This window comes from Agromyces hippuratus, from assembly GCF_013410355.1.
GTDB classification, from domain to species: Bacteria; Actinomycetota; Actinomycetes; order Actinomycetales; family Microbacteriaceae; genus Agromyces; species Agromyces hippuratus.
Genome location: NZ_JACCFI010000001.1, coordinates 599491 through 625278, shown reverse-complemented (window position 1 = coordinate 625278; position 25788 = coordinate 599491). Strand labels below are relative to the sequence as shown.

Below are 25788 nucleotides of genomic sequence, written 5' to 3'. Positions count from 1 at the left end.
AGCCCCCTCTGCAGTCCCCAGGATCCGAACCTGCATCCCCCCTGCAGTCGTAAGGATCCGGCCTGGATGGGCCCGCACCGCTTCGGCGGGGCGGGCCCATTCGTCGTTTCCCGGCGACGCGTTGCGACGCGACGACCGGTCGACCATGTCGCCGCTCTCGAGATCCGGGTGCCGCTCAGCCGATGGACGGCTCACGCCGGGGCTCGACCCCGTAGAAGCCGCGATCGAAGACGGCGCGGGCGCGCCGGGTGACATGCAGATAGTCCTGTTCGAGCTGTGTCGCCGATCCAGGCGGGTAGCCCATGATGCGGGCGACGCCCTCGAGCTGCGATCGCTCGACGGGCAGCACGTCGGTGGTGCGGTCGAGCCAGAGGGTGAGCGCCGAACGGGCGCGCGAGGCGAACACCCACGCGGCGCGCAGCGTTTCGGCATCGGATGCCTCGACGAGCCCGTGCTCGACCGCTGCGGCGAGGGCGTCGAGCGTCGACGTCGTGCGCAGCGCGGGAACGGCGGCGGCGTGCTGCAGTTGGATGAGCTGCACGAACCATTCGACATCGGAGAGCGATCCGCGCCCGAGCTTCAGGTGCCGGTTCGGATCGGCTCCCTGCGGCAGTCGTTCGTTCTCGACGCGAGCCTTGATGCGCTTGACCTCTCGCACGTCGCGTTCGCTGATCGACTCGGGATAGCGCACGGTGTCAGCGAGGTCGGTGAACTCCTCGATGAGCGGCAGGTTGCCCGCCACCCCGCGGGCTCGCAGCAGCGCCTGCGCCTCCCACGTCAGCGACCACCTCGCGTAGTACGCACGGTAGGCGTCGAGCGAGCGGGCGACGACGCCGTTGCGTCCCTCGGGGCGGAGGTCGGCGTCGAGGTCGAAGGGCAGCCGCGCGTCTTCGCTGAGACGCACGAGTTCGGCGACGATGCGCAGCGCCCGCGAATGTGCGGCGTCGGCCGCGGCATCCGTCGCCCGGTAGACGTAGATGATGTCGGCGTCGGAACCGATGCCGAGCTCGCGGCCGCCGAAGCGGCCCATGCCGATCACGGCGAACTCGATACCGTCGGGCTCGCCGCCGCGGATCGCGGCGACGAGGGCGGCGATGTGGTTCTCGGTGACGTCGCTGAGGGCGTGGCCGAGTTCTTCGACGGTGCAGACGTCGAGGATTCCGGAGAGCGCGAGCCGCAGCACCTCGCGGCGGCGGATGGCGCGGAAGATCTTGGCCGCGACGTCGGGTTCCTCGTGCCGACGGAGCACCGCCCGGCCTTCGTCTTCGAGCGCGGCGATCGATCGCGGCCGCAGCTCGTCGAGGTCTTCGAGCCAGGCCACCGATTCGGGGCTGCGCTCGAGCAACTCGGCGGCGAAGCGTGAGCCCGAGAGCACCCGCGTGAGCCGCAGCGCCGCGTCGGAGGAGTCGCGGAGCAGCCGCAGATACCAGTGGGTGGTGCCGAGGGTGTCGCTGAGGCGCCGGAACGAGAGCAGCCCGAAGTCGGGGTCGGTGCCGTCGGCGAACCAGGAGATGAGCACCGGCATGAGGTTGCGCTGGATCTGCGCGCGCCGCGACACACCGGTGGTGAGCGCCGCGATGTGCGCGAGCGCACCGCGCGGGTCGCGGAACCCGATCGCCGCGAGTCGAGCCTCCGCCTGCACGCTGGTGAGCCCGAGACCGGATGCGGGCAGCGCCGCCACGGCCGACAGCAGCGGCCGGTAGAAGAGTCGTTCGTGCAGGCCGCGCACGCGTTGGCGCGTGGCGAGCCACACCGCCCTGAGTTCATCAGCCGTGCGGCCGAGCCCCGACGCACGGGCCAGGACGCGGAGTCGGTGCTCGTCGCGCGGCATGAGGTGCGTGCGGCGCAACCGCTCGAGCTGCACCCGGTGCTCGAGCACGCGCAGCACCCGGTAGTCGCGCGCGAACTCGGCCGCCTCCTCCCGCCCGACGTAGCCGAGCTCCGCGAGTGCCGCGAGGGCGGGCAGCGTGCCCCGCTGGTGGATGCCGTCGTCGGAGGCGCCGTGCACGAGCTGCAGCAGCTGCACCGTGAACTCGATGTCGCGGATGCCGCCCGGGCCGAGCTTGATCTGCACGTCGACCTCGTCGGCGGGGATGTGCTCGGTGACGCGCTCGCGCATCGCCTGAACTGACTCGACGAAGCCCTCTCGGCTCGAACTCGACCACACCTTCGGCGCGACGCCCTCGATGTATCGGCCGCCGAGCTCGAGGTCGCCGGCGAGCGGGCGGGCCTTGAGGAGTGCCTGGAACTCCCAGCTCTTCGCCCACCGGTCGTAGTACTGCAGGTGCGACTCGAGCGTGCGCACGAGTGCGCCGTCCTTGCCCTCGGGGCGGAGGTTCGGGTCGACCTCCCACAGCGGCGGCTCGATGCCGGGCTCGCCGATGATGCGCATCGTCAGCATGGCGAGGCGGGTGGCGATGTCGAGCGCTCGCGCGGTCGAGACCACGTCTTCGTCGGCGGATTCGGCGACGAAGATGACGTCGACGTCGCTCACGTAGTTGAGCTCACGGGCCCCGGCCTTGCCCATGCCGATGACGGCGAGCCTCGTGGCCTCGACCTCGGCGGCCGGGTACCGTCCCGGTGCTGCGGGCTCCCCCGGTGCCCGCCCGATCACGCGACGAGCGGCCGCAAGCGCTGCATCGAGCGTGGCGCCGGCCAGATCGGCGAGGCCGGCTGCCACGACGTCGACCACGTCGACCGCGTCGGCGCGGGTGAGGTCGTACACCGCGATGTCCGCGAGGAGCCGTCGGTACCGGATGCGGATCGCCCTCGCCGCCGCTTCGGGGAGGTCCGCCGGCGGGGCGGTGACCGCGTCGAGCGCGGCGAGCAGCGATGCTCGTGCCTCTGCGACGCTCGGCGGAGCGACCGGCACCTGCGCGAACGATGCGAGGTCCGACGGATGCCGCAGCAGGAAGTCGGCGAATCCGCGCGAGGCTCCGACGAGTCGCACCAGGCGCGCCGCGGCGTTCTCATGATCGAGGACGCCGGCGAGCTCGGTCGGCGCCTGTTCGTGGAGTCGCGCGACGACCGCGAGCGCCTCGTCGGGGTCGGCGGCCTGCGCGAACACCTCGAGCAGCGAGTCCGCGGCGACACCGGTGGACGCCGACAGCGACTCGAGCGCCGCTGCGGCGCCGCTCAGCTCGACGAAGCCCGCACGAGCGACTCTTCCGAGCGTGGGGGCCTGACGAGACATCCGATGCGTCAGAGGATCTCGAGGTTGCGCTTCAGCTCGAACGGAGTGACCTCCGAGCGGTAGTCGCGCCACTCGGCCCGCTTGTTCGCCAGCACGTAGTTGAAGACCTGCTCGCCGAGCGTCTCGGCGACGAGCTCCGACTCCTCCATGAGCTGGACCGCGTGGTCGAGGCTCGCGGGCAGTGGGTCGTAGCCGAGCGCCCGTCGCTCACGATCGGTCAGCGCCCACACGTCGTCTTCGGCCTCGGGCGGGAGCTCGTAGCCCTCTTCGATGCCCTTCATGCCCGCAGCGAGGAGCAGCGAGAACGCGAGATAGGGGTTCGCCGCGGAGTCGATCGCACGGTACTCGACGCGGGCGCTCTGCCCCTTGCCGGGCTTGTACAACGGCACCCGCACGAGCGCCGAACGATTGTTGTGCCCCCAGCAGACGAAGCTGGGCGCCTCGGCGAGCTTGTCGGGCCCGACGCCGCCCCACAGGCGCTTGTACGAGTTCACGAACTGGTTGGTGACGGCCGTGATCTCGGGAGCGTGGGTCAGCAGCCCGGCGATGAACTGCCGGCCGACCTTGGAGAGCTGGTACTGCGCACCGGCCTCGTAGAAGGCGTTGGCATCGCCCTCGAAGAGCGACATATGGGTGTGCATGCCGCTGCCGGGTTGACCGGAGAACGGCTTCGGCATGAACGTCGCGTAGACGCCCTGCTCGATCGCGACCTCTTTGATCACGGTGCGGAACGTCATGATGTTGTCGGCGGTGGTCAGCGCGTCGGCGTACCGCAGGTCGATCTCGTTCTGGCCGGGACCCGCCTCGTGGTGGCTGAACTCGACCGAGATGCCGAGGTCTTCGAGCATGCGCACCGAACGACGACGGAAGTCGTGGGCGGTGCCGCCCGGAACGTTGTCGAAGTAGCCGGCGGAGTCGACGGGCTCGGGGCCCGAGGCGCCGTACTTCGACGACTTGAGCAGGTAGAACTCGATCTCGGGGTGCGTGTAGAAGGTGAAGCCGCGATCGGCCGCACGCGCGAGGGTGCGCTTCAGCACGTTGCGCGGATCGGAGACGGCGGGCTCGCCGTCGGGCGTCGTGATGTCGCAGAACATGCGCGCGGTGGGGTCGATGTCTCCGCGCCACGGCAACGTCTGGAACGTCGTCGGATCGGGGTACGCGAGCAGGTCGGACTCGAACGTGCGGCTGAGGCCCTCGATCGCCGAGCCGTCGAAGCCGATGCCCTCGGTGAACGCACCCTCGACCTCGGCGGGTGCGATCGCCACCGACTTCAGGGTTCCGACCACGTCGGTGAACCAGAGCCTGACGAACTTGACCCCTCGCTCCTCGATCGTGCGAAGAACGAAGTCGCGCTGCTTATCCATCCACACCCTCTCTCGCACCTCTCAGCGTACTGGCTCGCGGTGCTGCCTTGCGCGCTCCGCGAGGGCGGCACCGGATGTCGCGTGTGCCAGACTTGCCCCATGTCAGGCGAGCCCCAGAACGCAGCATCCGACACGTCGGCCGGCACCGAGCAGAACCCCTACGGCGGTGCCGCCGCGACCGGAGGGCCGAAGCGCGTGCGCACCCGGCACTTCCAGAATGCGAAGCGCGACGGCATCAAGATCACGGGGCTCACGAGCTACGACCAGCTCACCGCTCGCATCTTCGACGAGGCCGGCATCGACTTCCTGCTCGTCGGCGACTCGGCCGGCAACAACGTCTTCGGCTACGAGACCACGCTGCCCGTCACCGTCGACGAGCTGATCCCCCTCACGCGCGCGGTCGCCGGCGCGGTCAAGCGCGCCTTCGTCGTGGCCGACATGCCGTTCGGCTCGTACGAGAACGGGCCCGAAGACGCGCTGCACACCGCGGTGCGGTTCATGAAGGAGACCGGCGCGCACGCCGTGAAGCTCGAGGGCGGTGAGCGCAGCCACAAGCAGATCCGCCGCATCGTGGGTGCCGGCATCCCGGTCATGGCGCACATCGGCTACACGCCGCAGAGCGAGCACGGCCTCGGCGGCCACGTCATCCAGGGACGCGGCGAGGGCGTCAAGCGGCTGCTGGCCGACGCCAAGGCCGTGCAGGAGGCGGGCGCGTTCGCCGTCGTGCTCGAGATGGTGCCGGCGGATGCCGCGCGGCAGGTCACCGAACTCCTCGACATCCCGACCATCAGCGTCGGCGCGGGCCCCCACACCGACGGCCAACTGCTCGTCTGGACCGACTGGGCGGGCCTCACGATCGGTCGCGTGCCGAAGTTCGTGAAGCAGTACGCCGACCTGTCGGGCATCCTGAGTACAGCCGCGAAGGAATGGCGCACCGACGTCGAAGCCGGCGTGTACCCGAACTCCGAGCACTCGTACGAGTAGCCGCGCCGCCGGCCGAGCCTCGGTCTCGACGGCTCGACCAGCAGGAGCTCAGTCCTCGGCGGCCTCTTCTTCAGCCCATTTCGCGCTGTTCGCGCGCAGGATCTCGAGGGCCCGTTCGGCCTCGGCGCGGGTCTCGAAGGGCCCCACCCGATCGACCGACGGCGACACGAATCCCTGCTCCACCTCACCGGTGTTCAGGTTGTACCAGAACATGTGCTCGACATCCTCGGCCATAGGCTGATCCTATGCCCAAGGACGTCTCAGGCCACCTGATCCCCGGCCGCCTGTCGCCGCTTCGCGCGGTGCCCGAATCGATCCCGCGACCCGAGTACGTCGGCAGGCGCGCGCCGGCGCCGTACTCCGGCGGCGATCGGTACACGCCCGAAGAGGTCGAGCTCGTCCGTGCGGCCGGGCGTGTCGCTGCGGGTGCGATCGAGGCGGCGTCCGCCGCGATCCGTCCCGGCGTCACGACCGACGAACTCGACCGCATCGCACACGAGTATGTCGTCGCGCACGGCGCGTACCCGTCGACGCTCGGCTACCGGGGCTTCCCGAAGTCGTCGTGCACCTCGGTCAACGAGGTCATCTGCCACGGCATCCCCGACGACACCGTGCTCGCCGACGGCGACCTCGTGAACATCGACGTCACCGCCTATCTCGACGGCTATCACGGAGACCTCAACCACACCTACCTGGTCGGAGCGGCGAGCGAAGCGGCCTCCCAGCTCGTGGAGCGCACCCGTGAGGCGCTGCACCGCGGCATCCGCGCCGTCGCACCCGGCCGCCAGGTCAACGTGATCGGCCGGGCGATCGAGGCGTACGCGAAGCGGTTCGGCTACGGCGTCGTGCGCGACTACACGGGCCACGGGGTCGGTCGCGCGTTCCACTCGGGGCTGATCATCCCCCACTACGACGCCCCTGCGTTCGACACCGTCATGGAGCCGGGCATGATCTTCACGATCGAGCCGATGCTCACGCTCGGCGGCATCGAATGGGATGTCTGGGCGGACGACTGGACCGTCGTGACACGTGATCGTTCGCTCACCGCCCAGTTCGAGCACACCCTGGTGGTCACCGAGCGAGGCGCCGACATCCTGACCCTTCCCTGAACAGCACCCGAACGGCCCCGCGATAGTGTGGCCGACATGGCGACACAGCACGCGATCGGGATCGACATCGGCGGAACGGGCATCAAGGGCGCGGTCGTCGACCTCGGCTCCGGGCAGCTCGTCTCCGGACGGCGCAAGGTCGCGACGCCCGAAGGAGGCCGCCCCGCCGACATCCTGACCGCGACCGGCGAACTGCTCGCCGGCCTCTCCGACGAGTTCGGCGACGCGCTGCCCCTCGGCGTGTGCTTCCCGGCGATCGTCAAGCACGGCCGCACGCTCTCGGCGGCCAACATCTCGAAGGAGTGGATCGGCCTACCCGCCGAGGAGCTCTTCGAAGACGCCTTCGGTCGCGAGATCCACTTCATCAATGATGCGGATGCCGCCGGCTACGCCGAGTCCCGCTACGGCGCCGCGGTCGACGCCGACGGCCTCGTCATCCTGACGACGCTCGGCACCGGCATCGGCTCCGCGTTCCTCTACGACGGCGTGCTCGTGCCGAACACGGAGCTCGGGCACATCGAGCTCGACGGGCGCGAAGCCGAGAAGAACGCCGCGTACTCGGCGATGGCGCGGGATTCGCTCGACTGGCAGGAGTGGGCGACCCGGCTGCAGCGCTTCTACGCGCACGTCGAGTTCATCTTCTCGCCCGACCTCTTCGTCGTCGGCGGCGGCGTGTCGAAGCACCACGAGCAGTTCCTGCCCCTGCTCGATCTGAAGACGCCGATCGTGCCGGCCGTGCACCGCAACAATGCGGGCATCCTCGGTGCGGCGTCGCTCGCGGCGTACTAGGGCGACTCGCGCCTGCTCGCACACCCGCGTCGCTCACTGTACCTGAGGTGCGAATGGGCCGGCTGATACGCCGGGTTCTGTTCACCGGGCGCTTTCGCGACACCGGCTGGACGGCCATCTCTCTCGGGACTACGTTGCCGCAGCCCTCCAGCGGTCTACCCGGGAACGGGACGGGCAGCCCCATCGTTCCCTGTCTGACCTTGCTCCGGACGAGGTTTACCGAGCCGACCGCGTCACCGCGGTCGCTGGTGGGCTCTTACCCCACCGTTTCACCCTTACCCGGCGCTTGCGCACCGGGCGGTCTGCTTTCTGTGGCACTGTCTCGCGGGTTGCCCCGGGTGGGAGTTACCCACCGTCCTGCCCTGTGGAGCCCGGACGTTCCTCGGCGCACGGTCGAAACCGTGCGACGCGACCGTCTTGCCGACCCACTCGCGGTTCGAGTCTACCGTCGCGGGCGAGGCCGGATCGCCGCGGCATCCGGGCCCGCTCGCCGACGGTCAGCTCGGAGCGCGGCTCAGAGGCCCGACTCGTCGGTGCGCACCAGGATGCGGTCGCACTCGGGGCACAGCACGACCTCGTCGGGCACCGCACGGCGCACCGACTCGAGGTCGGAACCCGTGAGCGTGATGCCGCAGCCGCCGCACGTGCGGGCGCGCAGGAGGGCCGCGCCGACTCCCCCGCCGCGCACGCGGCGCTGCTCGTAGAATGCGAGCAGCGGCTCGGCCACGCCCTCGGCGACGACCGCACGATCGCGTTCGGTCTGCTCGCGCTCGACCCCGAGTCCGCCCGCGGCCTCGTCGCGCTCGGCCTCGAGGGCGGCGACCTCGGTGACGATCGCGTCGCGCTGCAGGTCGATGCTCGAGAGGGCCACGTCGGCCTCCTCGACGCGCTCCATGACGACGAGCTCCTGCTCCTCGAGATCGTTCAGCCGACGCCGGAGCGAGACCAGCTCGGCCTCGAGCGCCGAGACGTCCTTCACCGACGAGGTGTGCTGCAGGCGCTCGCTGTCGCGCGCGATGCGCGCTTCGACGACGGCGACATCGGACTCGAGGCGCTTGAGCTCGACTCGCGCGTCTTCGAGGGTGCCGAGTGCCTCGGCACGGGTGCCGCGCACCGCCTGGTCACGGGCGGCGAACTCGGCGAGCCGGCCGGCCTGCGGCAGCGAGCCGAGCTTGTGCGCGAGCTGCGCGAGGCGGGTGTCGAGCGACTGGAGCCGCAACAGCTGTTCTTGTTCGGCGGGGCTGGCCTTCACGTGGTGCTCCTCGTGGGATCGGGTCGTCGGTGAGGACGGTGGTCGGTGGTGCTGCTGTTCACTGCACGATCTGGAAGTCCCAGGGGTCGGTGCGGAGTTCGGAGACGACGACGGCGAGCTCGGGATGGGCGGCGCGCAGCTGCGCGGCCGCGACGTCGAGCCACAGCCATTCGCTCGCCCAGTGCGAGACGTCGAGCAGCGCGGGGCCGCCCGTGAGCTTCGCCTGCTCGCGCGCTTCGGACGCCGGGTGGTGGCGGAGGTCGGCCGTGATGTACGCGTCGGCTCCGCGAACCGCCGGGTCGCCGAGCAGCGAGTCGCCTGCGCCGCCGCACACGGCGACCGTCTCGACGGGGTCGTCGAAGCCTCCGGAGACGCGGACACCGGTCGCGGTCGCGGGAAGGATGTCGGCGACCACCCGGGCGAGGCGGCCGACGGTCGTCGGTTCGGGCAGTCGACCGACGCGGCCGAGTCCGAGCGACGGGTCGAGCGATGGCCGGATGGGCCGCGCCTCGACGAGTCCGAGCCGATCGGCCAGTACCGCCGAAGTGCCTTCGGCGACGACATCTGCGTTCGTATGGGCGGTGACCACTGCGCAGTCGCCGCGGATCAGGCGCGCGATCAGCGAGCCCTTGTAACGGTCTTCGGCGACCGAGGTGACTCCGCGAAGGAGCAGCGGGTGGTGGGCGATGACGAGATCGACGCCCTCGGCGATCGCTTCGTCGACCGTCTCGGCGACGGTGTCGACCGTGAAGAGCACGCGCCGCACCGGGGCTGACGGGTCGCCGGTCACGAGGCCAGGGGAATCCCACGACTCCGCGCCCGCGATCGGCCAGAGACGTTCGATCGTCGTCAGCAGGTCGGCGAGGGTGGCGGTCACCCGCTCAGCCTACCTTCGGAGCACGCGACGCCGCGGCGCGGCGCTGCGCCGCATCCACTCCGCGCCCGTGTCGATCAGGTGTCGGCGGGGATCAGGTGCCCCATCCGGTCGCGCTTCGCCCTGAGGTACGCGAGGTTGGCGGGAGCGGCGCCCGTCACGAGGGGCACGCGTTCGACCACCTCGATGCCGTGGCCGGTCAGCTGGGTGATCTTGTCGGGGTTGTTCGTGAGCAGCCGTACCGAGTGCAGGCCGAGATCGTCGAGGATCGCCGCAGCGGCCGCGTACTCGCGATCGTCGGCGGGCAGGCCGAGCGCGAGGTTGGCGTCGAGCGTGTCGAGGCCCGACTGCTGCAGGCGATAGGCCTTGAGCTTGGCGACGAGGCCGATGCCGCGTCCCTCGTGCCCGCGGAGGTAGACGACGACTCCGCCGTCCGCGATCCGCTCGAGGGCGGCATCGAGCTGCGGGCCGCACTCGCACTTCTCCGACGCGAACACCTCGCCCGTCAGGCACTCGGAGTGCACGCGCACGAGGGCGCCCTGGGTCACGGGTGCGAGGGAGACGATCGCCAGGTGCTCGTCGCCCGTGGCCCGATCGCGATATACGCGGAAGCGGAACGGCCCGTGCGCGGTCGGGATCTCGGTCTCGACTTCGAAGGCGACGCGTCCGGCGACCCCGGGCTCCACGGCCACGGGCGCCGGCTCACGAGCGGTCTCGATCTGGTGCGGCATCCGTCATCGCCTTCCGGTTCGTGCGCGCTCGAGTGCGGTCGAGGGACTCACAGCTCCTCCAATGGAATCCGCTCGTCGGCGAGGCGCGCCGGGTCGACCGGGTCGCCGCGCCGGATGACGCCCTGCACCGCCTCGTTCACGTCCCACACGTTGACGTTCATTCCCGCGACCACTCGGCCACCGGAGAGCCAGAACGAGATGAACTCCCGGGCAGCAGGGTCGCCGCGGTACACGATCTCGGCGCCGCGGGTCAGCGGGCCGAAGCCCGAGTACTCCATGCCCAGGTCGTACTGGTCGGTGTAGAAGTACGGGATGTCGTCGTAGGTGACCGAGAGCCCGAGCATGGAGCGGGCGACGGCGGCACCACCGTGCAGCGCATTGGCCCAGTGCTCGCTCCGCAGCCTCATCTCTGCGAGCGGATGGTACGCCTCGGCGATGTCGCCCGCCGCGTACACGTTCGGCAGATCGGTGCGGAGCGCCGCGTCGGTCAGCACGCCCGAGCCGATCGCGGCGCCGGCGTTGCGCGCCAGATCGAGGTTCGGAACCGCGCCGACGCCGACCAGCACGAGGTCGGCGGCGAAGCGCTCGCCGGTGTCGAGCCGAACACCGGTGGCACGACCCTGCTCCCCCGTGATCTCGGTGACGACGACGGAGGTTCGCAGCTCGACACCATGCTCGACGTGCAGCTCGGCGAACATGCCGCCGAGCTCGTCGCCCAGCGCGTTCGCGAGCGGCACCGGGTCGCGCTCGAGGATCGTCACCTCGTTGCCGAGGGTGCGCGCCGTCGCGGCGACCTCCATGCCGATCCAGCCCGAGCCGATCAGCACGAGTCTTCGGCCGCCACCCGCGAGCTCGTCGTGCAGCGCTTCGGAGTCATCGAGGGTGCGAAGCGTACGCACGCCCTGCAGATCGGCGCCGGGGATCGACAGGCGACGGGCGGTCGACCCGGTCGCGAGCAGCAGTGCGTCGTATTCGATCGACGCACCCGAGTCGAGCGACACACGTTGTGCGCGGGGGTCGAGCGCCGTCGCCGAGGTGCCGAGCTGCAGGTCGATGTCATGTCGGCGATACCACTCGGGCGACTCGACGAACACCGAGTCGCGCTCTGCGGCGCCCGCGAGGTAATCCTTCGACAGCGGCGGCCGGATGTACGGATGATGCGGCTCGGCCGCGATCAGGTGGATCTCGCCGCTGAACCCCTCGTCGCGGAGCGTCTTCGCCGCGGTGGCGCCGGCGAGTCCCCCGCCGACGATGACGAAACCCGGCGACTCGGTCACGATCTCCCGCCTCTCGATGCGACTCGAGCGCATCTCATGTTCCCGACTGTACGAGTCGGGAATTCTTAAGTCAACGATTGCTGTTTTAGATTCTCGTCTTTCGTCAAGAATCGCCGTTATAGAGCTAGGCTGACCGCATGGACGACTCCGCGCGGCACGACGCCCTGGTGGCCGTCGCCTCGATCGCAGACCCGCAGCGGCGGGCGCTGCTCGAGTTCGTCGCCCGGCAGCCCGAGCCCGTCGGCCGCGACGAAGCAGCCCGTGCGCTCGGCATGGCGCGCGGAACCGCGGCGTTCCACCTCGACCGGCTCGTCGAGGCAGGGTGGCTGGTCACCGAGTTCCAACGTCGCAACGGCCGCACCGGACCGGGCGCCGGGCGCCCCGCGAAGCTCTACAGCGCCGCCTCCGGCGAGGTCTCCGTCTCAGTGCCCGAACGCCACTACGACATCGCCGCCGAGCTCTTGAGTCGGGCCGTCGAAGAGTCGGATCGCACGGGCCGCCCGATCCGGCCGACGCTCGAACGCGTCGCGACCGACCTCGGCCGGGCGCTCGGCTCGGCCTCCGACTCGATGACCGAGGTGCTTCAGCGACTCGGCTACGAACCCGTCGACGACGGCGCCGACGGGCTGCTCCTCACCAACTGCCCGTTCCACCGGGTCGCGCAGAACCACACCGCGACGATCTGCGGTGCGAACCGGGCCCTCCTCCAGGGGGCCACCGAAGGCGTCGACGAGGAGGCGCGAGCGGTCGTGCTCGAACCTCGCATCGGGCACTGCTGCGTGCGACTCGTGGCCGCAGGCCCGGCGTAGGCAGGCGGCATCCGCTCGGCTCGTTCGCCCCGGCGTGCCTGCAGCACCGTCTGTCATCGTGTGTGGGCCCTGCCGGGCTCGAACCGACGACATCCACGGTGTAAACGTGGCGCTCTACCAACTGAGCTAAAGGCCCGCGACCGCGCGCGGCGCACGCTCATGCTATCGCGAGCTGCCTAGACTCACGGCCATGGAGCCGATGCAGCAGCATCCGAGTCGAAGCACGCCGTCGGAGCATCGATGGCCCTCCGTCGTCGCCGTCTGCGTTGCGCTCGCGCTGTACGCCGCGCTGCCGAACGAGTTCCTCGGCGCGCAGCGCTTCATCGTCGTCGTCTTCGGCCTGGCGCTGCTCGTTCCGCTCCTGATCTCGAATCCGCACCGACTCACCCGGCTCACCCCGTTCACGAAATGGACGTCGATCATCCTCGCCGGCGGCCTCGTCGTGGCGAACCAGCTCACGCTCGTACTCCTACTCGTGGCGCTCGCCGGCGGCGAGGCCGACGACGCGCACGGCCTGCTCCTCGCGGCGCTGCAGGTGTGGGTCGCGAACGTGATCGGATTCACGCTCCTGTACTGGGAGCTCGATCGCGGCGGCCCGGTCATGCGCACGATGGTGGCCCGCACCGACCTGCCGCCCGCTGACCTCCGGTTCCCGCAGGACGAGGACGACGACGCGGTCACCGAGGTCGCCGCACGCTCCTCGGCGGTGCGCGACTGGATGCCCCGCTTCGTCGACTACTTCTACTCGGCGCTCTCGAACTCGATGGCGTTCAGCGCGACCGACGCGATGCCGCTGTCGCCGCGCTTCAAACTCCTGATGGCGCTGCAGGCGTTCGGCGGATTCCTCATCCTCGCGCTCGTGATCGCCAGGTCGGTCAACATCCTCGGCTGACTTCCGACGGCAGAGCGATCGGATGCCGCAGCCGCACGCTCAGAGCGCCGCGAGCGCCGTTCGGTACTGCTCGAGCGACCGCGCCTCACCGCGGGGCGTCGCGAAGCTCGCCGCCACGACCCCCTCGCCATCGATCAGGAACGTCGCCCGTTCGGCGAGCCCGGTGCGAGCGTCGAAGGCGCCGAACGAGTCCGCGACCGCGCCGTGCGGCCAGAAGTCGGCGAGCAGCGGGAAGTCGTAGCCCTCGCGCTCGGCCCAGGCGCGCAGGGTGTGCTTCGAGTCGACCGAGATCGCGTGCAGCGCGACATCCGGCCCCTCGAACATGGCGATGTTGTCGCGCAGTTCGCAGAGTTCGCCGTGGCAGATGCCTGAGAACGCCAGCGGGAAGAACACGAGTGCCACGGCGCGACCCCTGAGCTCCGAGAGCTGCACGGGCTGGCCGAACTGGTTCACGAGCGTGAAATCGGGCGCGGCAGCGCCGGGAACGAGGATCACGGGGCGGCTTCCTTCCACGGGACGTTCGGTCGGATCGAGGCCTCAGCCTAGCCCGCACCCCGCGGGCATAGAATCACTAGGATGGCGTGGTGCCGCCCGGCCGAGAACCCGGCCCATTCGGTGTGCGCACATCCCACACCCCGCAGGCACGATCTGCTGAAGAGAGAGGTCGAGTGTGACTGTCAACGACCAGGATCCCTACTCGGTCGAGGCGATGGACGCCGATCCGGAAGAGACTTCCGAATGGGCCGAATCCCTTGATGCGCTTGTCGCCGAGAAGGGACACCAGCGCGCGCGAGAGATCATGCTGAGCCTGCTGAAGCGCTCGAAGGAACTGCACCTCGGCGTGCCGATGGTTCCGACCACCGACTACCTGAACACGATCGCTCCCGAGAACGAGCCCGAGTTCCCGGGCGACGAGGAGATCGAGCGCCGGTACCGCGCCTGGATCCGGTGGAACGCCGCAGTGCTCGTGCACCGCGCACAGCGCCCCGGCATCGCCGTCGGCGGCCACATCTCGACGTACGCCTCGTCTGCCGCGCTCTACGAGGTCGGCTTCAACCACTTCTTCCGCGGCCAGGACCACCCCGGCGGCGGCGACCAGATCTTCGTGCAGGGCCACGCCTCCCCCGGCACCTACGCTCGCGCGTTCCTCGAGGGCCGGCTGTCGGCCGACCAGCTCGACGGCTTCCGTCAAGAGAAGTCGCACGCGCCCAACGGCCTCTCGTCGTACCCGCACCCGCGCCTCATGCCGGAGTTCTGGCAGTTCCCGACCGTGTCGATGGGTCTCGGACCGATCAACGCGATCTACCAGGCGCAGCTCAACAAGTACCTGACGAACCGCGGCATCAAGGACGCCAGCGACCAGCAGGTCTGGGCGTTCCTCGGCGACGGCGAGATGGACGAGGTCGAGAGCCGCGGCCAGCTGCAGGTCGCCGCGAACGAGGGCCTCGACAACCTGAACTTCGTGATCAACTGCAACCTGCAGCGCCTCGACGGCCCCGTGCGCGGCAACGGCAAGATCATCCAGGAGCTCGAGAGCTTCTTCCGCGGTGCCGGCTGGAACGTCATCAAGGTCGTCTGGGGCCGCGAGTGGGACGACCTGCTCGCGCGCGACCACGACGGTGCGCTCCGCAATCTCATGAACGTCACCCCCGACGGCGACTACCAGACCTACAAGGCCGAGTCGGGCGCCTACGTGCGCGAGAACTTCTTCGGCCGCGACCCGCGCGCCCTCGAGCTCGTCTCGCACCTGTCCGACGACGAGGTGTGGGGTCTCAAGCGCGGCGGCCACGACTACCGCAAGGTCTACGCCGCGTTCAAGGCCGCGAGCGAGCACAAGGGCCAGCCGACGGTCATCCTGGCGAAGACGATCAAGGGCTACGGCCTGGGTCCGGCCTTCGAGGGGCGCAACGCGACCCACCAGATGAAGAAGATGACCCTCGACAACCTCAAGACGTTCCGCGACCAGATGCGCATCCCCATCACGGACGCGCAGCTCGAGGAGAACCCCTACCTGCCCCCGTACTACACGCCCGGCGACCAGGACGAGGCGATCCAGTACCTGCACGAGCGTCGTCGCGAGCTCGGCGGCTACCTGCCCGAGCGCCGCTCGAACCACACGGCGATCTCGCTGCCCGACGACTCGGTCTACGCGATCGCGAAGAAGGGCTCCGGCACGCAGGAGATCGCCACGACCATGGCGTTCGTGCGACTGCTGAAAGACCTGATCCGCTCGAAGGACTTCGGCCACCGCATCGTGCCGATCATCCCCGATGAGGCGCGCACCTTCGGCATCGACGCGTTCTTCCCGACCGCGAAGATCTACAACCCGAACGGCCAGCACTACACCTCGGTCGACCGCGAGCTCCTCCTCGCCTACAAGGAGAGCCCGCAGGGCCAGATCATCCACGTCGGCATCAACGAGGCCGGCGCCATGGCGGCGTTCACGAACGTCGGCACGTCGTACTCGACGCAGGGCGAGCCGCTGATCCCGGTCTACGTCTTCTACTCGATGTTCGGCTTCCAGCGCACGGGCGATGCGATGTGGGCGGCCGGCGACCAGATGGCCCGCGGGTTCATCATCGGCGCCACGGCCGGCCGCACGACCCTCACCGGCGAAGGCCTCCAGCACGCCGACGGCCACTCGCCGCTGCTCGCGTCGACCAACCCGGCCGTCGTCTCGTACGACGCCGCCTACGGCTACGAGATCGGGCACATCATGCGCTCCGGACTCGAGCGGATGTACGGCGGCTCGCACGCCGACCCGAACGTCATGTACTACCTCACGGTCTACAACGAGCCGCTCGTGCAGCCCGCCGAGCCCGAGGGCGTGGACGTCGACGGCATCGTCCGCGGCATCCACCGCCTGAGCACGTCGGATGTCGCCGGGCCCAAGGCCCAGCTCCTCGCCTCCGGTGTCTCGGTACCGTGGATCCTCGAGGCGCAGCAGCTCCTCGCAGAGGACTGGGGCGTGTCGGCGGATGTCTGGTCGGTCACGAGCTGGTCGGAGCTGCGTCGCGACGGCCTCGCCGCCGACGAGCACAACTTCCTGAACCCCGACGCCGAGCGCCAGGTTCCGTACCTCACGCAGAAGCTGACCGGGGCGAACGGACCGTTCGTCGCCGTCTCGGACTTCATGCACGCGGTGCCCGACCAGATCCGCGCCTACGTGCCGGGCGAGTACGCCACGCTCGGCGCCGACGACTTCGGGTTCTCCGACACGCGCCCCGCCGCGCGTCGCTTCTTCAAGATCGACGGCCCGTCGGTCGTCGTCCGCACGCTCGAACTCCTCGCAGACCGCGGTGAGGTCGACCGTTCACTCCCCGCCCGGGCGATCGAGAAGTACCGCCTGCACGACGTGAACGCCGGCACCACCGGATCGGCCGGCGGAGAGAGCTAGCAGGCGACGAGGTGGCGACGAGGCCCAAGACGAAGGCGGAGACGCTCGCATGGTTGCGCACCATCGCGGGCGAACTCGCGACGGCGACGCTCAAGCGTCTCGAAGACACGTTGCCGTGGTACGGCGACATGCCACCCAGCCGTCGCTCCGCCGTGGGCCTCGTCGCCCAGGCCGGCATCTCCTCGTTCGTCGCGTGGTTCGACGACCCCCGGTCCACGCCGTGGATCGCGGCCGATGTCTTCGGGGCGGCTCCACGCGAGCTGCTCCGCTCGGTGAGCCTGCAGCAGACGCTGCAGCTCATCCGGGTGACGGTCGAGGTCGTCGAAGACCGCGTGAAGGACGGCGGCGAGCCCCTCCGCGAGGCGATCCTCCTCTACTCGCGGGAGATCGCCTTCGCGGCCGCCGACGTGTACGCCCGCGCCGCCGAGGCGCGTGGCCTCTGGGATGCCCGTCTCGAAGCCCTCGTCGTCGACTCGATCCTCTCCGGCGAGGCCGACGACGAACTGCCGAGCCGCATCGCGGCCCTCGGCTGGCACGGACACGGCGAGGTGTCGGTGCTCGTGGGCACGGCGCCGAAGCAGCTCGACGTCGACCACGTGCGCCGGGCGGCCCGTCACATGCACGCCGATGTGCTCATCGGCGTGCAGGGCAACCGCCTCGTGCTCGTGATCGGTCGTGCCGACCCCCTCGCCCGCGAGGCGGAAGAGGCGATCGGCACCGCTCCCGCGCTCACCTTCATGGAGATCGCGAGCCAGCTCGAGCCGCACTTCGGCCCCGGGCACCTCGTGCTCGGTCACGCCGTGCCGAACCTCGTCGACGCCTCGAAGAGTGCGAAGGCGGCACTCGCCGGGTTCGCGGTCGCCCGCTCCTGGCGGCACGCACCCCGACCGGTGCACGCCGACGACCTGCTGCCCGAACGCGCACTGGCCGGCGACCCGCTCGCCCGGGCGACGCTCGTGCACCGCATCTATCGGCCGCTGCAGGCCCACTCGACCGAACTCCTCACCACGCTGTGGAGCTACCTCGACAACGGGCGTTCGCTCGAGGCCACGGCACGTGAGCTCTTCGTGCACCCCAACACCGTGCGCTACCGCCTGAAGCGCGTCTCCGACGTCATCGGCTGGGATGCGACGGGTGCACGCGAAGCGCTGATCCTGCAGTCGGCGCTCATCATCGGTTCGATGAGCGATCACGAGCTGGCCCCGCGCCGACGACCCACCAGCTGACCCGACTTCTGTACCGTTCGTACAAGGCTTCCGCCGAGAGCTTGTCGCGTGTGCACACCCCGGGTCGCGCGCCGGTTGGCAGACTGGGGTGGTGATCGTCGTCGTCTGCCCTGGACAGGGCTCTCAGACCCCCGGATTCCTCGCTCCCTGGCTGGCCGACCCGGCCTACGCCGAACGGCTGTCGGTGCTGTCCGATGCCGCGGGGCTCGATCTCGCGCACTTCGGCACCGAAGCGGACGCCGACACGATCCGCGACACGGCGATCGCTCAGCCGCTCATCGTCGCGGCCGGCATCCTGACGCTCGGTTCGCTGCTGGCCGACGGCCGTGCGGCGCGCATCGGCGGCATCGCCGGCCATTCGGTCGGCGAGATCACCGCTGCCGCCGGTTCCGGCGTGCTCAGCGAGACCGACGCGATCCGCTTCGTCGCCGAACGCGGCCGGGCGATGGCGGATGCCGCTGCGCTCGTGCCGACCGGCATGAGCGCGGTCATCGGCGCCGACGAAGCGGCCCTGCTCCCCCGTCTCGACGAGCTCGGCCTCGAGCCCGCCAACTTCAACGGCGGCGGCCAGATCGTCGTCGCCGGCGCGCTCGACGCCCTCGAGGCGCTGAAGGCCGAGCCCCCGGCAGGTGCACGGGTCATCCCGCTGCAGGTCGCCGGCGCCTTCCACACCCGCTACATGCGCCCGGCGGTCGACCGTCTCGCGGCCGTCGCGGCCGGCCTCACCCCGGCAGATCCGACGCTCCCGCTCTGGACCAACCGCGATGGCGCAGCCGTGACATCCGGTGCCGCATTCCTCGACCTGCTCGTCGGCCAGGTGTCCTCCCCCGTACGCTGGGATCGCTGCATGGAGTCCTTCCAAGCGGCAGGAGTCACGGGCATCATCGAACTCGCACCGGCCGGCGCCCTCGTCGGCCTGGCGAAGCGCGCACTCAAGGGCGTGCCGACGGTCGCCGTGAAGACTCCCGAAGACCTGTCGGCCGCGATCGAGCTCATCGAGCAGCACGCCTGAGCCGGCGACGAGTTGAGAAAGCCGAGCATGACGAATCCCACCCTCCAGCAGGCGCACGGGCCTGCCTTCACGCGCATCTACGCCGTCGGCGCGGCGCGCGGCGAGAACGCGGTGCCCAACGCCGACCTGATCGGCCCGATCGATTCGTCCGACGAGTGGATCCAGCAGCGCACGGGCATCGTGACGCGCACGCGTGCCGGCGCAGACGTCTCGGCGACCGACCTGGCCACGACCGCTGCCCGTGAGGCGATCGAGAAGTCGGGCATCGCCCCCGAGCTCATCGACCTCGTCATCATCGCGACCATCTCCAACGTGCAGCAGACCCCGTCGATGGCGGCCGTCGTCGCCGACCGCGTCGGCGCGAACCCCGCCGCGGCGTACGACATGAACGCCGCCTGCGCGGGCTACGCCTACGCGGTCGCGCAGGCCGACGCGCTGATCCGCTCGGGCGCCGCGACCTACGCCCTCGTCATCGGGGCCGAGAAGCTCTCCGACGTCGTCGACCCGACCGACCGCTCGATCTCCTTCCTCCTCGGCGACGGCGCCGGCGCCGTCATCGTCGGCCCGAGCGAGACGCCCGGCATCGCGCGCACCATCTGGGGCTCCGACGGCTCGAAGGCGGGCGCGGTCGGCATGAACGGCACCCTCACCGAGTTCCGCGACGGCGCGGCCGAATGGCCGACGCTCCGTCAAGAGGGCCAGACGGTCTTCCGCTGGGCCGTGTGGGACATGGCGAAGGTCGCGAAGCAGGCGCTGGATGCCGCGGGCGTGACGTCCGACGACCTCGCCGCCTTCATCCCCCACCAGGCGAACATGCGCATCATCGACGAGTTCGCCAAGCAGTTGAAGCTGCCCGAGACGGTCGTCATCGCCCGCGACATCGCGACGACGGGCAACACCTCCGCCGCCTCGATCCCGCTCGCGACGCACCGCCTGCTCGAGGAGCACCCTGAACTTTCCGGAGGCCTCGCCCTCCAGATCGGCTTCGGCGCCGGACTCGTGTTCGGCGCCCAAGTGGTGGTTCTTCCCTGAACCACCTCCCCCTGTCCATCTAGACTGTCTCTCGGTCAAACGAGACACCCCCAAGGAGAAGAACAATGGCATTGTCCACCGAAGAAGTGCTTGCCGGCCTGGCCGAGCTCATCAACGACGAGACCGGCATTGCGACCGACACGGTTGAGCTGGACAAGTCGTTCACCGACGACCTCGACATCGACTCGATCTCCATGATGACGATCGTCGTCAACGCCGAAGAGAAGTTCGACGTGAAGATCCCCGACGAAGAGGTCAAGAACCTGAAGACCGTCGGCGACGCCGTCACCTTCATCGTCAAGGCCCAGGCCTAGCAGCTGCGTGGAGCGGGCCGGCGCCTTCCGCCCGGCCCGCTCGATCAGTGTGACCATTTCCTCCATCGGAGTGTTTCTCGAATGACCAAGAAGATCGTCATCACCGGCATCGGTGCGACCTCGCCGCTCGGCGGCACCGCCCCTGAGAGCTGGAACGCCCTGCTCGCCGGCGAGTCCGGTGCGCGCTCGCTCGAGCACGACTGGGTCGCGAAGTACGAGCTGCCCGTCACCTTCGCCGCCGAGGCGAAGGTTCGGCCCGAAGAGGTGCTCGAGCGACCTGTCGCGAAGCGACTCGACCCGTCGAGCCAGTTCGCCCTGATCTCCGCGAAGGAGGCGTGGGCCGACGCCGGCTCACCCGATGTCGCCCCCGAACGCCTCGGCGTCGACTACGCCACCGGTATCGGCGGCATCTGGACCCTGCTCGACGCGTGGGACACGCTGCGTGAACGCGGCCCCCGCCGTGTGCTGCCGATGACCGTGCCGATGCTCATGCCGAACGCCGCATCCGCCGCGATCTCGATGCACTTCGAGGCCCGCGCGTTCGCACGTACGGTGGCGTCGGCCTGCGCATCGAGCACCGAGTCGCTCGCGAACGCCTACGAGCACCTCCAGCTCGGCTACGCCGACGTCGTCATCGCCGGCGGCTCCGAGTCCGCAGTGCACCCCATCACGCTGGCCTCCTTCTCGTCGATGCAGGCGCTCTCGCGACGCAACGACGACCCGGCTCACGCCTCACGCCCGTACAGCGTCGACCGCGACGGCTTCGTCATGGGCGAGGGTGCCGCGAGCCTCGTGCTCGAGACCGAGGAGCACGCCCTCGCGCGCGGCGCCCGCATCTACGCGGAGCTCGCGGGCGGTTCGGTGAGCGCCGACTCGTACCACATCACCGCGAACGACCCCGAGGGCCGCGGCGCGAGCCGGGCGGTGCTCGACGCACTCGCACAGGCCGGTGCGACGGTCGACGACGTGACGCACATCAACGCCCACGCGACGAGCACGCCCGTCGGCGACATCGCCGAGTACACGGCGCTGCGCAACGTCTTCGGCGATCGCGTGCACGAGATCCCCGTCTCCGCCACGAAGGCCTCCACCGGGCACCTGCTCGGCGGCACCGGGGCGCTCGAAGCGGTGTTCACGGTGCTCGCGCTCCAGAACCGACTGGCGCCGCCGACGATCAACCTCACCACGCAGGATCCCGAGATCCCGCTGCGCGTCTCGGGCGAGCCGCAGCCGCTCGGAGACGGGCCGCAGCTCGCGATCAGCAACTCGTTCGGCTTCGGCGGCCACAACGCGGTCGTCGCGATCCGCACGCCGTAGACGAACTCCGGGCCCGCCCGGCGCACGTATGAGAAGACCCCGGTCGCAGTGCCTGCGCCGGGGTCTTCTCGTGCACGGTCCGAGGGTTTCGCTCATGCGCCGCCGGGAAGAGGCATCCGACTTCGCGTCACGCCGCCGGCGGACCGAGGCTCGCTCAGCCCACCTGGTGCAACCAGACGACCGGGGCGAAGTCGCTCGCGTGACGGAAGGGCTCGAGTTCGTCGTCCCAGGCCTGCCCGAGGGCGAGGCGCAGTTCGCGATGCAGTTCGATGGGGTCGGTACCGCCGACGTCCATCGCATAGCGGATGCGGTCTTCGGGCACCACGACGTTGCCCGCGGTGTCGGTCTGGGCGAAGAAGACGCCGAGCTCCGGGGTGTGCATCCATCGTGCACCGTCGGAACCGGGTGTCGGGTCTTCGCTCACCTCGAAACGCAGCTGCTCCCAGCCGCGCAGCGCTGAGGCGAGCTTCGCGCCGCTGCCGGCCTCGCCCTCCCAGTAGAACTCCGCGCGCATGGCACCGCGAAGCACCGGCTGCTCGTTCCAGTCGAAGTTCACGGCGACACCGAGGGCGGTGCCTGCGGCCCATTCGACATGTGGACACAGCGCCCTCGGCGAGGAGTGCACGAACAGCACGCCTCGCGCGGTGCGCACTGCCCGCGTGGCATTCTTCGTCATCTCATACTCCGTTCTCGAGGTGCGTCTTCCCCAACGACCTCAACGGACAGATGACGGTATTCGGTTGTCGACGAGCGAGCCGTCACCGCCGATTATGCCCCGCATCAGGCTCATTGACAAGGCGCGAAACCATATACTCGGTGAAACGTTGACTTCGATCGGAGTACGAATGGCTGTTCGCGACGCACTGCTCGCCCTGCTCTCCGCGGGCCCGGGGTACGGGTTCCAACTGCACGGCGACCTCGCCGAGCGCACCGGGGGGCGTCGCGACGTCAACGTCGGCCAGAGCTACGCGACGCTCGAGCGGCTCGGCAAGCAGGGCCTCGTGGAGTCCGCGGGTGCCACCGATGACGGCCTCCCGCTCTATCGCGCGACGAAGGCGGGCACCGCTGCGACGTCGGCCTGGTTCGCCGGCACGGATGCCTCGGGCAGCGACCCGTGGGATGAGACCGTCGATCGGGTGCTCGTCGCGGCGTCGCTGCCGAGCATCGAGGTCGGCCCGGTGCTCGAGGCCGAGCGTCTGCGGTGGCAGGAGCGTGCGCTCGAGGCATCCGCTCGCGCCGCCGTCGACGACGGAGAGCGCGACGACCGCACCGCCGTCGCCTCCCGTCGACTCGCCGCCCTGGCGGCCTCCGCCGAGGCCGCGCGCGCCCAGGCGGCGCTCGACTGGCTCGACGGGGTCGCCTCGCTCACCGCGCGGCACGATCTCGCCTTCGCGCCCCGCATGGAGCGGCCACGCCGCGGGCGGCGGCCGTCGGCGCGGTCGGCCGACTCTGCGTCACTCGCCGCCGAGGCCAACGCGGCTCAGGCGTCGGCCGAGGCGTAGCTCTCGACGATCGCGAGGTCGAGCGGGAACTCCACGGGAAAGTCGCCGAAGAGCAGCCTGCCGGCCTCGGTCGCCGACTCCACGACCGCGGCCGCGACGTCGTCGGCGTATTCCGCCGGCGTGTGCACGATGATCTCGTCGTGGAGGTAGTAGACGAGGTGCGGCATGCGCTCGAATGCCGGCCCAGAGCGGGACGCGATCGCACCGGGCCCGGGGGCATCGCCCGCGATCGACACGAGCCGCGATCGGAGGCCCGCCATCCAGCAGAGTGCCCACTCGGCCGCGGTGCCCTGCACGACGAAGTTGCGGGTGAAGCGGCCCCAGTCGCGGGCACGCGAGCGCGCACGTCGTTCGTCGACCGATGTCGCATCGGGCTGGGAGGCCAGCGACTGCGTCGCGCGCCACTCCGCACCCGGAGCCGGTGACGACCTGCCGAGCAGGGTGGTGACGCTGGCGCCGCGCTCCCCCTCGGCCGCCGCGCGATCGACGAGCGCCATCGCGCGCGGGTACGCGCGTGCGAGGCGCGGCACGAGCCGGCCGCTCTCGCCGGTCGTCGCCCCGTACATGGCGCCGAGGATGGCGACCTTCGCCTGATCGCGCGTCTCGACGACGCCCGCGCCCACGATGCCGCTGTAGAAGTCGCGCCCCCTGCCTGCTGCGGCCATCGCCTGGTCGTGCGCCAGGCCCGCGAGCACACGCGGTTCGAGCTGGGCGGCATCGGCGACGACGAGCGTCCAGCCGGGGTCGGCGACGACGGCGCTGCGCACGTTCTTCGGCAGTTGCAGGGCACCGCCGCCCGACGTCGCCCATCGCCCGGTGGCCGTGCCGCCGGGAACGTAGTCGGGCCGGAATCGGCCGTCGACCACCCACTCGTCGAGCCAGGACCACGCGTTCGCACTGAGCAGCCGGGCGAGCTTCTTGTAGGCGACGAGCGGTTCGATCGCCGGATGGTCGTGCTCGCGCAACTCCCAGCGGCTCGTCGACTCGACCTGGATGCCGGCACGGCGCAGTGCCTTCAACAGGTCGACCTGGGAGTCGAGGTTCACGGCGGGGGCGCCGAGCAGGGTTCGCACCTCGGTCGCGAGCTCCTCCATGCGGGCGGGCTTGCGACCGGGAGCGGGCTTCGGTCCGAGTTCGGTCTCGAGCACGCGCTCGTGCACGCCGCGGTGCCACGGCAACCCGGCGGCGTGCAGTTCGGCGCCGATGAGCGCGCCGGCGGACTCGGCCGCGAGCAGCAGGCGGAGCGCGCCCGGCCGCTCGGACGCGGCGACGAGCGCCAGTTGCCGTGCGTGCTCGGCGAGCACCGCGTCGACCGGCACCCCGAGCACGTCGCGAGGGCCTGCTGCGGTCTCGGGCGCCGCGGCATCCGCCTCGCCGTCGAAGTCGAGCAGCTCGAAGAGCGCCGAGTGCGCAGCGGATGCCGCGGGCACGGCAGGTATCGGCTGCCCGGCCTCGGCCGGCCCGAGCGGCAGCCATTCGGGCCGCGCGTACATGCCGTCATCGCGAGCCGCCGTCGTCGCAGTCGAGTGGTCGAGGATCGCGGAGGCGAGCACGAGGTCGTGGCAGCGCTCGACGCGCACTCCCTCGGCGAGGAGGCGGGGGTACCAGCGACGGGTGTCGGCCCAGATCCAACGGGGGCGGTGAGTCGCCTCGAGGGCGCGGACAACGCCCGGGAGGTCGTGCAGCGGCACCGTGTCGAACGGTGCGATCGAGACCGAGGGGTCGACCAGTGCGACCCGGCCGGGCCCCATCGCACCGACCACGATCCGCATGCTCCCATTCTCGCCCGTGCGTCCGACATGCCGAGCGCATCATGTCGGTGGCAGCGGCGATGATCGAGCCCATGGACGAATGCGGGCGGCGTCGATGGTCGCGGTGAGCTTCCGATGCGGGCACGGCGCCGAGGCGGGCGCTGCCGGTGCCGTCGCGCTCTCCCGCGTGTGCCCCCTCTGCATGCTGCTGCACGAGACGCAGCGCTCGCGCGCCGAGCTGCTCTCACGCGTCGCTCCCCCGCAGCGCGCCGCGCTCGCCCGCGAGACGCGCATCGGAGCGAGCTACGACTGGCGCTGCGCCCGCGGGCACGATCGATACCCCGCCACGGTGGGCGAGGTGCTGACCGGCCCGAGCTGTGCCAAGTGCCGGTCGAACGCGGCAGCGCCCGGTGCGCGGCGCGAGGCCGGCGTCGCCTTCATGAAACCGGGTCTGAGACTCGGCACCTCCCAGGTCGAGCAGCGGTTGCGCATGCTCCTCGGCGAACGCATCCGCCTCCACCATCGCGTCAACGCCGTGCGCACCGCGCGCATGTTCTACGGCAAGCAGGAGGTCTGGCCCGACATCCTCGTGCCGCAGCTTCGCATCGCCATCGAGTACGACGATCCCGGCCGATCGAGACGCGCCCACCTCGGCCTGAAAGAGGCGTCCGACATCGAGAAAGACGAGGTGCTGCGCGAGGTCGGCTGGGAGGTCATCCGCATCAGGGCCGGCGGGCTCGAAGCCCTCGGGCCGTACAGCATCGTATGCCGCGGCCTCACCCTCGCCGTCGTCGACGAGGTCGTCGCGCTCATGCGGCGCATCCGCGGCGACGCTGCGGTCGAGCGCCTCCTCATCCCGCAGCAGCACGCCATGTGACCGTCGACGACGCCGTTCACGCATCTCGCGCCGACGCCCTGTGGAGACCGTGCTGCACGGAGCGCGCCCGACCGATAGGGTGAGTC

Annotated in this window: 22 protein-coding genes, 1 tRNA gene, 1 other RNA gene and 1 pseudogene; 13 read left to right on the top strand and 12 right to left on the bottom strand. The window is 70.3% G+C overall.

Features of this window, described 5'->3' with window-relative positions; all coding sequences use genetic code 11:
* Positions 1-175: 175 nt before the first annotated feature.
* On the bottom strand, positions 176-3193 hold the full coding sequence (locus BJY17_RS02975; protein ID WP_179550059.1) for a bifunctional [glutamine synthetase] adenylyltransferase/[glutamine synthetase]-adenylyl-L-tyrosine phosphorylase: 3018 nt from the start codon (positions 3191-3193) through the stop codon (positions 176-178).
* Positions 3194-3201: 8 nt separating this feature from the next.
* Entirely contained in the window at positions 3202-4557 is a 1356-nt protein-coding gene (locus tag BJY17_RS02970) for a glutamine synthetase family protein (RefSeq protein WP_074259147.1), read from the bottom strand.
* Between the two features lie 99 nt (positions 4558-4656).
* Here BJY17_RS02970 and panB point away from each other — a divergent pair, with 99 nt between their 5' ends.
* Positions 4657-5541: a 3-methyl-2-oxobutanoate hydroxymethyltransferase gene (gene panB, locus BJY17_RS02965; protein WP_179550058.1), complete on the top strand. Its 885-nt coding sequence runs from the start codon at positions 4657-4659 to the stop codon at positions 5539-5541.
* A gap of 48 nt (positions 5542-5589) precedes the next feature.
* On the opposite strand, the gene BJY17_RS02960 is transcribed toward panB, so the two are convergent.
* Entirely contained in the window at positions 5590-5775 is a 186-nt protein-coding gene (locus BJY17_RS02960; RefSeq protein WP_056008634.1) for an SPOR domain-containing protein, read from the bottom strand.
* An 11-nt stretch (positions 5776-5786) separates the two neighbouring features.
* Between BJY17_RS02960 and map the strand changes: the two genes are divergently transcribed.
* Complete coding sequence (gene map, locus BJY17_RS02955; RefSeq protein WP_179550057.1) at positions 5787-6650, top strand: type I methionyl aminopeptidase; 864 nt, start codon at positions 5787-5789, stop codon at positions 6648-6650.
* 36 nt (positions 6651-6686) lie between these two features.
* Positions 6687-7439 carry a polyphosphate--glucose phosphotransferase gene (gene ppgK / locus BJY17_RS02950; protein WP_179550056.1) on the top strand — a complete coding sequence of 251 codons (753 nt, stop codon included), beginning with the start codon at positions 6687-6689 and terminating at the stop codon, positions 7437-7439.
* A 50-nt stretch (positions 7440-7489) separates the two neighbouring features.
* Here ppgK and rnpB read toward each other — a convergent pair.
* The 5 genes and pseudogenes from rnpB to BJY17_RS02925 all read right to left on the bottom strand — a co-directional run bounded on the left by rnpB (position 7490) and on the right by BJY17_RS02925 (position 11573).
* Positions 7490-7867: RNase P RNA component class A (rnpB, locus tag BJY17_RS02945), an RNA gene on the bottom strand.
* A gap of 86 nt (positions 7868-7953) precedes the next feature.
* Positions 7954-8691, bottom strand: coding sequence for a zinc ribbon domain-containing protein (locus tag BJY17_RS02940; RefSeq protein ID WP_179550055.1), 738 nt, complete (start codon positions 8689-8691; stop codon positions 7954-7956).
* 58 nt (positions 8692-8749) lie between these two features.
* The gene (locus BJY17_RS02935; RefSeq protein WP_179550054.1) at positions 8750-9568 is read right to left on the bottom strand and encodes a Nif3-like dinuclear metal center hexameric protein; all 819 of its coding nucleotides are present in this window, start codon (positions 9566-9568) and stop codon (positions 8750-8752) included.
* A gap of 74 nt (positions 9569-9642) precedes the next feature.
* Positions 9643-10263 (bottom strand): annotated as a pseudogene (gene ribA, locus BJY17_RS02930) (GTP cyclohydrolase II); the annotation flags it as partial.
* Between the two features lie 80 nt (positions 10264-10343).
* Positions 10344-11573 (bottom strand): NAD(P)/FAD-dependent oxidoreductase, encoded by a 1230-nt coding sequence (locus BJY17_RS02925; RefSeq protein WP_322789727.1) that lies wholly within the window; start codon positions 11571-11573, stop codon positions 10344-10346.
* 137 nt (positions 11574-11710) lie between these two features.
* Here BJY17_RS02925 and BJY17_RS02920 point away from each other — a divergent pair, with 137 nt between their 5' ends.
* Positions 11711-12382: a helix-turn-helix transcriptional regulator gene (locus BJY17_RS02920; protein ID WP_179550051.1), complete on the top strand. Its 672-nt coding sequence runs from the start codon at positions 11711-11713 to the stop codon at positions 12380-12382.
* 63 nt (positions 12383-12445) lie between these two features.
* On the opposite strand, the gene BJY17_RS02915 is transcribed toward BJY17_RS02920, so the two are convergent.
* Positions 12446-12518: transfer RNA gene (locus tag BJY17_RS02915), tRNA-Val, on the bottom strand.
* 54 nt (positions 12519-12572) lie between these two features.
* Here BJY17_RS02915 and BJY17_RS02910 point away from each other — a divergent pair.
* A complete protein-coding gene (locus tag BJY17_RS02910) occupies positions 12573-13274 on the top strand; it encodes a hypothetical protein (RefSeq protein WP_246303638.1) in 702 nt (233 codons plus the stop codon).
* Between the two features lie 39 nt (positions 13275-13313).
* On the opposite strand, the gene BJY17_RS02905 is transcribed toward BJY17_RS02910, so the two are convergent.
* Positions 13314-13769, bottom strand: coding sequence for a peroxiredoxin (locus BJY17_RS02905; protein WP_376866119.1), 456 nt, complete (start codon positions 13767-13769; stop codon positions 13314-13316).
* Between the two features lie 175 nt (positions 13770-13944).
* Between BJY17_RS02905 and aceE the strand changes: the two genes are divergently transcribed.
* From aceE to BJY17_RS02875, 6 genes are all read left to right on the top strand, one after another.
* Positions 13945-16671, top strand: a complete 2727-nt coding sequence (gene aceE / locus BJY17_RS02900) for a pyruvate dehydrogenase (acetyl-transferring), homodimeric type (protein ID WP_179550050.1) — start codon at positions 13945-13947, stop codon at positions 16669-16671.
* A gap of 11 nt (positions 16672-16682) precedes the next feature.
* Positions 16683-17897, top strand: a complete 1215-nt coding sequence (locus BJY17_RS02895; RefSeq protein ID WP_115958085.1) for a PucR family transcriptional regulator — start codon at positions 16683-16685, stop codon at positions 17895-17897.
* Positions 17898-17988: 91 nt separating this feature from the next.
* A complete protein-coding gene (locus tag BJY17_RS02890) occupies positions 17989-18909 on the top strand; it encodes an ACP S-malonyltransferase (protein ID WP_179550049.1) in 921 nt (306 codons plus the stop codon).
* A 27-nt stretch (positions 18910-18936) separates the two neighbouring features.
* Positions 18937-19941, top strand: coding sequence for a beta-ketoacyl-ACP synthase III (locus BJY17_RS02885; protein WP_179550048.1), 1005 nt, complete (start codon positions 18937-18939; stop codon positions 19939-19941).
* A gap of 65 nt (positions 19942-20006) precedes the next feature.
* A complete protein-coding gene (locus tag BJY17_RS02880) occupies positions 20007-20255 on the top strand; it encodes an acyl carrier protein (protein WP_056008597.1) in 249 nt (82 codons plus the stop codon).
* 81 nt (positions 20256-20336) lie between these two features.
* On the top strand, positions 20337-21572 hold the full coding sequence (locus BJY17_RS02875; RefSeq protein ID WP_179550047.1) for a beta-ketoacyl-[acyl-carrier-protein] synthase family protein: 1236 nt from the start codon (positions 20337-20339) through the stop codon (positions 21570-21572).
* Positions 21573-21726: 154 nt separating this feature from the next.
* Here the strand turns inward: BJY17_RS02875 and BJY17_RS02870 are convergent, their stop codons facing one another.
* A complete protein-coding gene (locus BJY17_RS02870) occupies positions 21727-22248 on the bottom strand; it encodes a DUF3145 domain-containing protein (protein WP_179550046.1) in 522 nt (173 codons plus the stop codon).
* Positions 22249-22417: 169 nt separating this feature from the next.
* Here BJY17_RS02870 and BJY17_RS02865 point away from each other — a divergent pair, with 169 nt between their 5' ends.
* On the top strand, positions 22418-23074 hold the full coding sequence (locus BJY17_RS02865) for a PadR family transcriptional regulator (RefSeq protein WP_179550045.1): 657 nt from the start codon (positions 22418-22420) through the stop codon (positions 23072-23074).
* Here the strand turns inward: BJY17_RS02865 and BJY17_RS02860 are convergent.
* Complete coding sequence (locus BJY17_RS02860) at positions 23053-24846, bottom strand: bifunctional 3'-5' exonuclease/DNA polymerase (protein ID WP_179550044.1); 1794 nt, start codon at positions 24844-24846, stop codon at positions 23053-23055. The genes BJY17_RS02865 and BJY17_RS02860 overlap by 22 nt on opposite strands.
* A 79-nt stretch (positions 24847-24925) precedes the next feature.
* Here BJY17_RS02860 and BJY17_RS02855 point away from each other — a divergent pair, with 79 nt between their 5' ends.
* Entirely contained in the window at positions 24926-25702 is a 777-nt protein-coding gene (locus tag BJY17_RS02855) for a hypothetical protein (protein WP_179550043.1), read from the top strand.
* Positions 25703-25788: the final 86 nt, after the last annotated feature.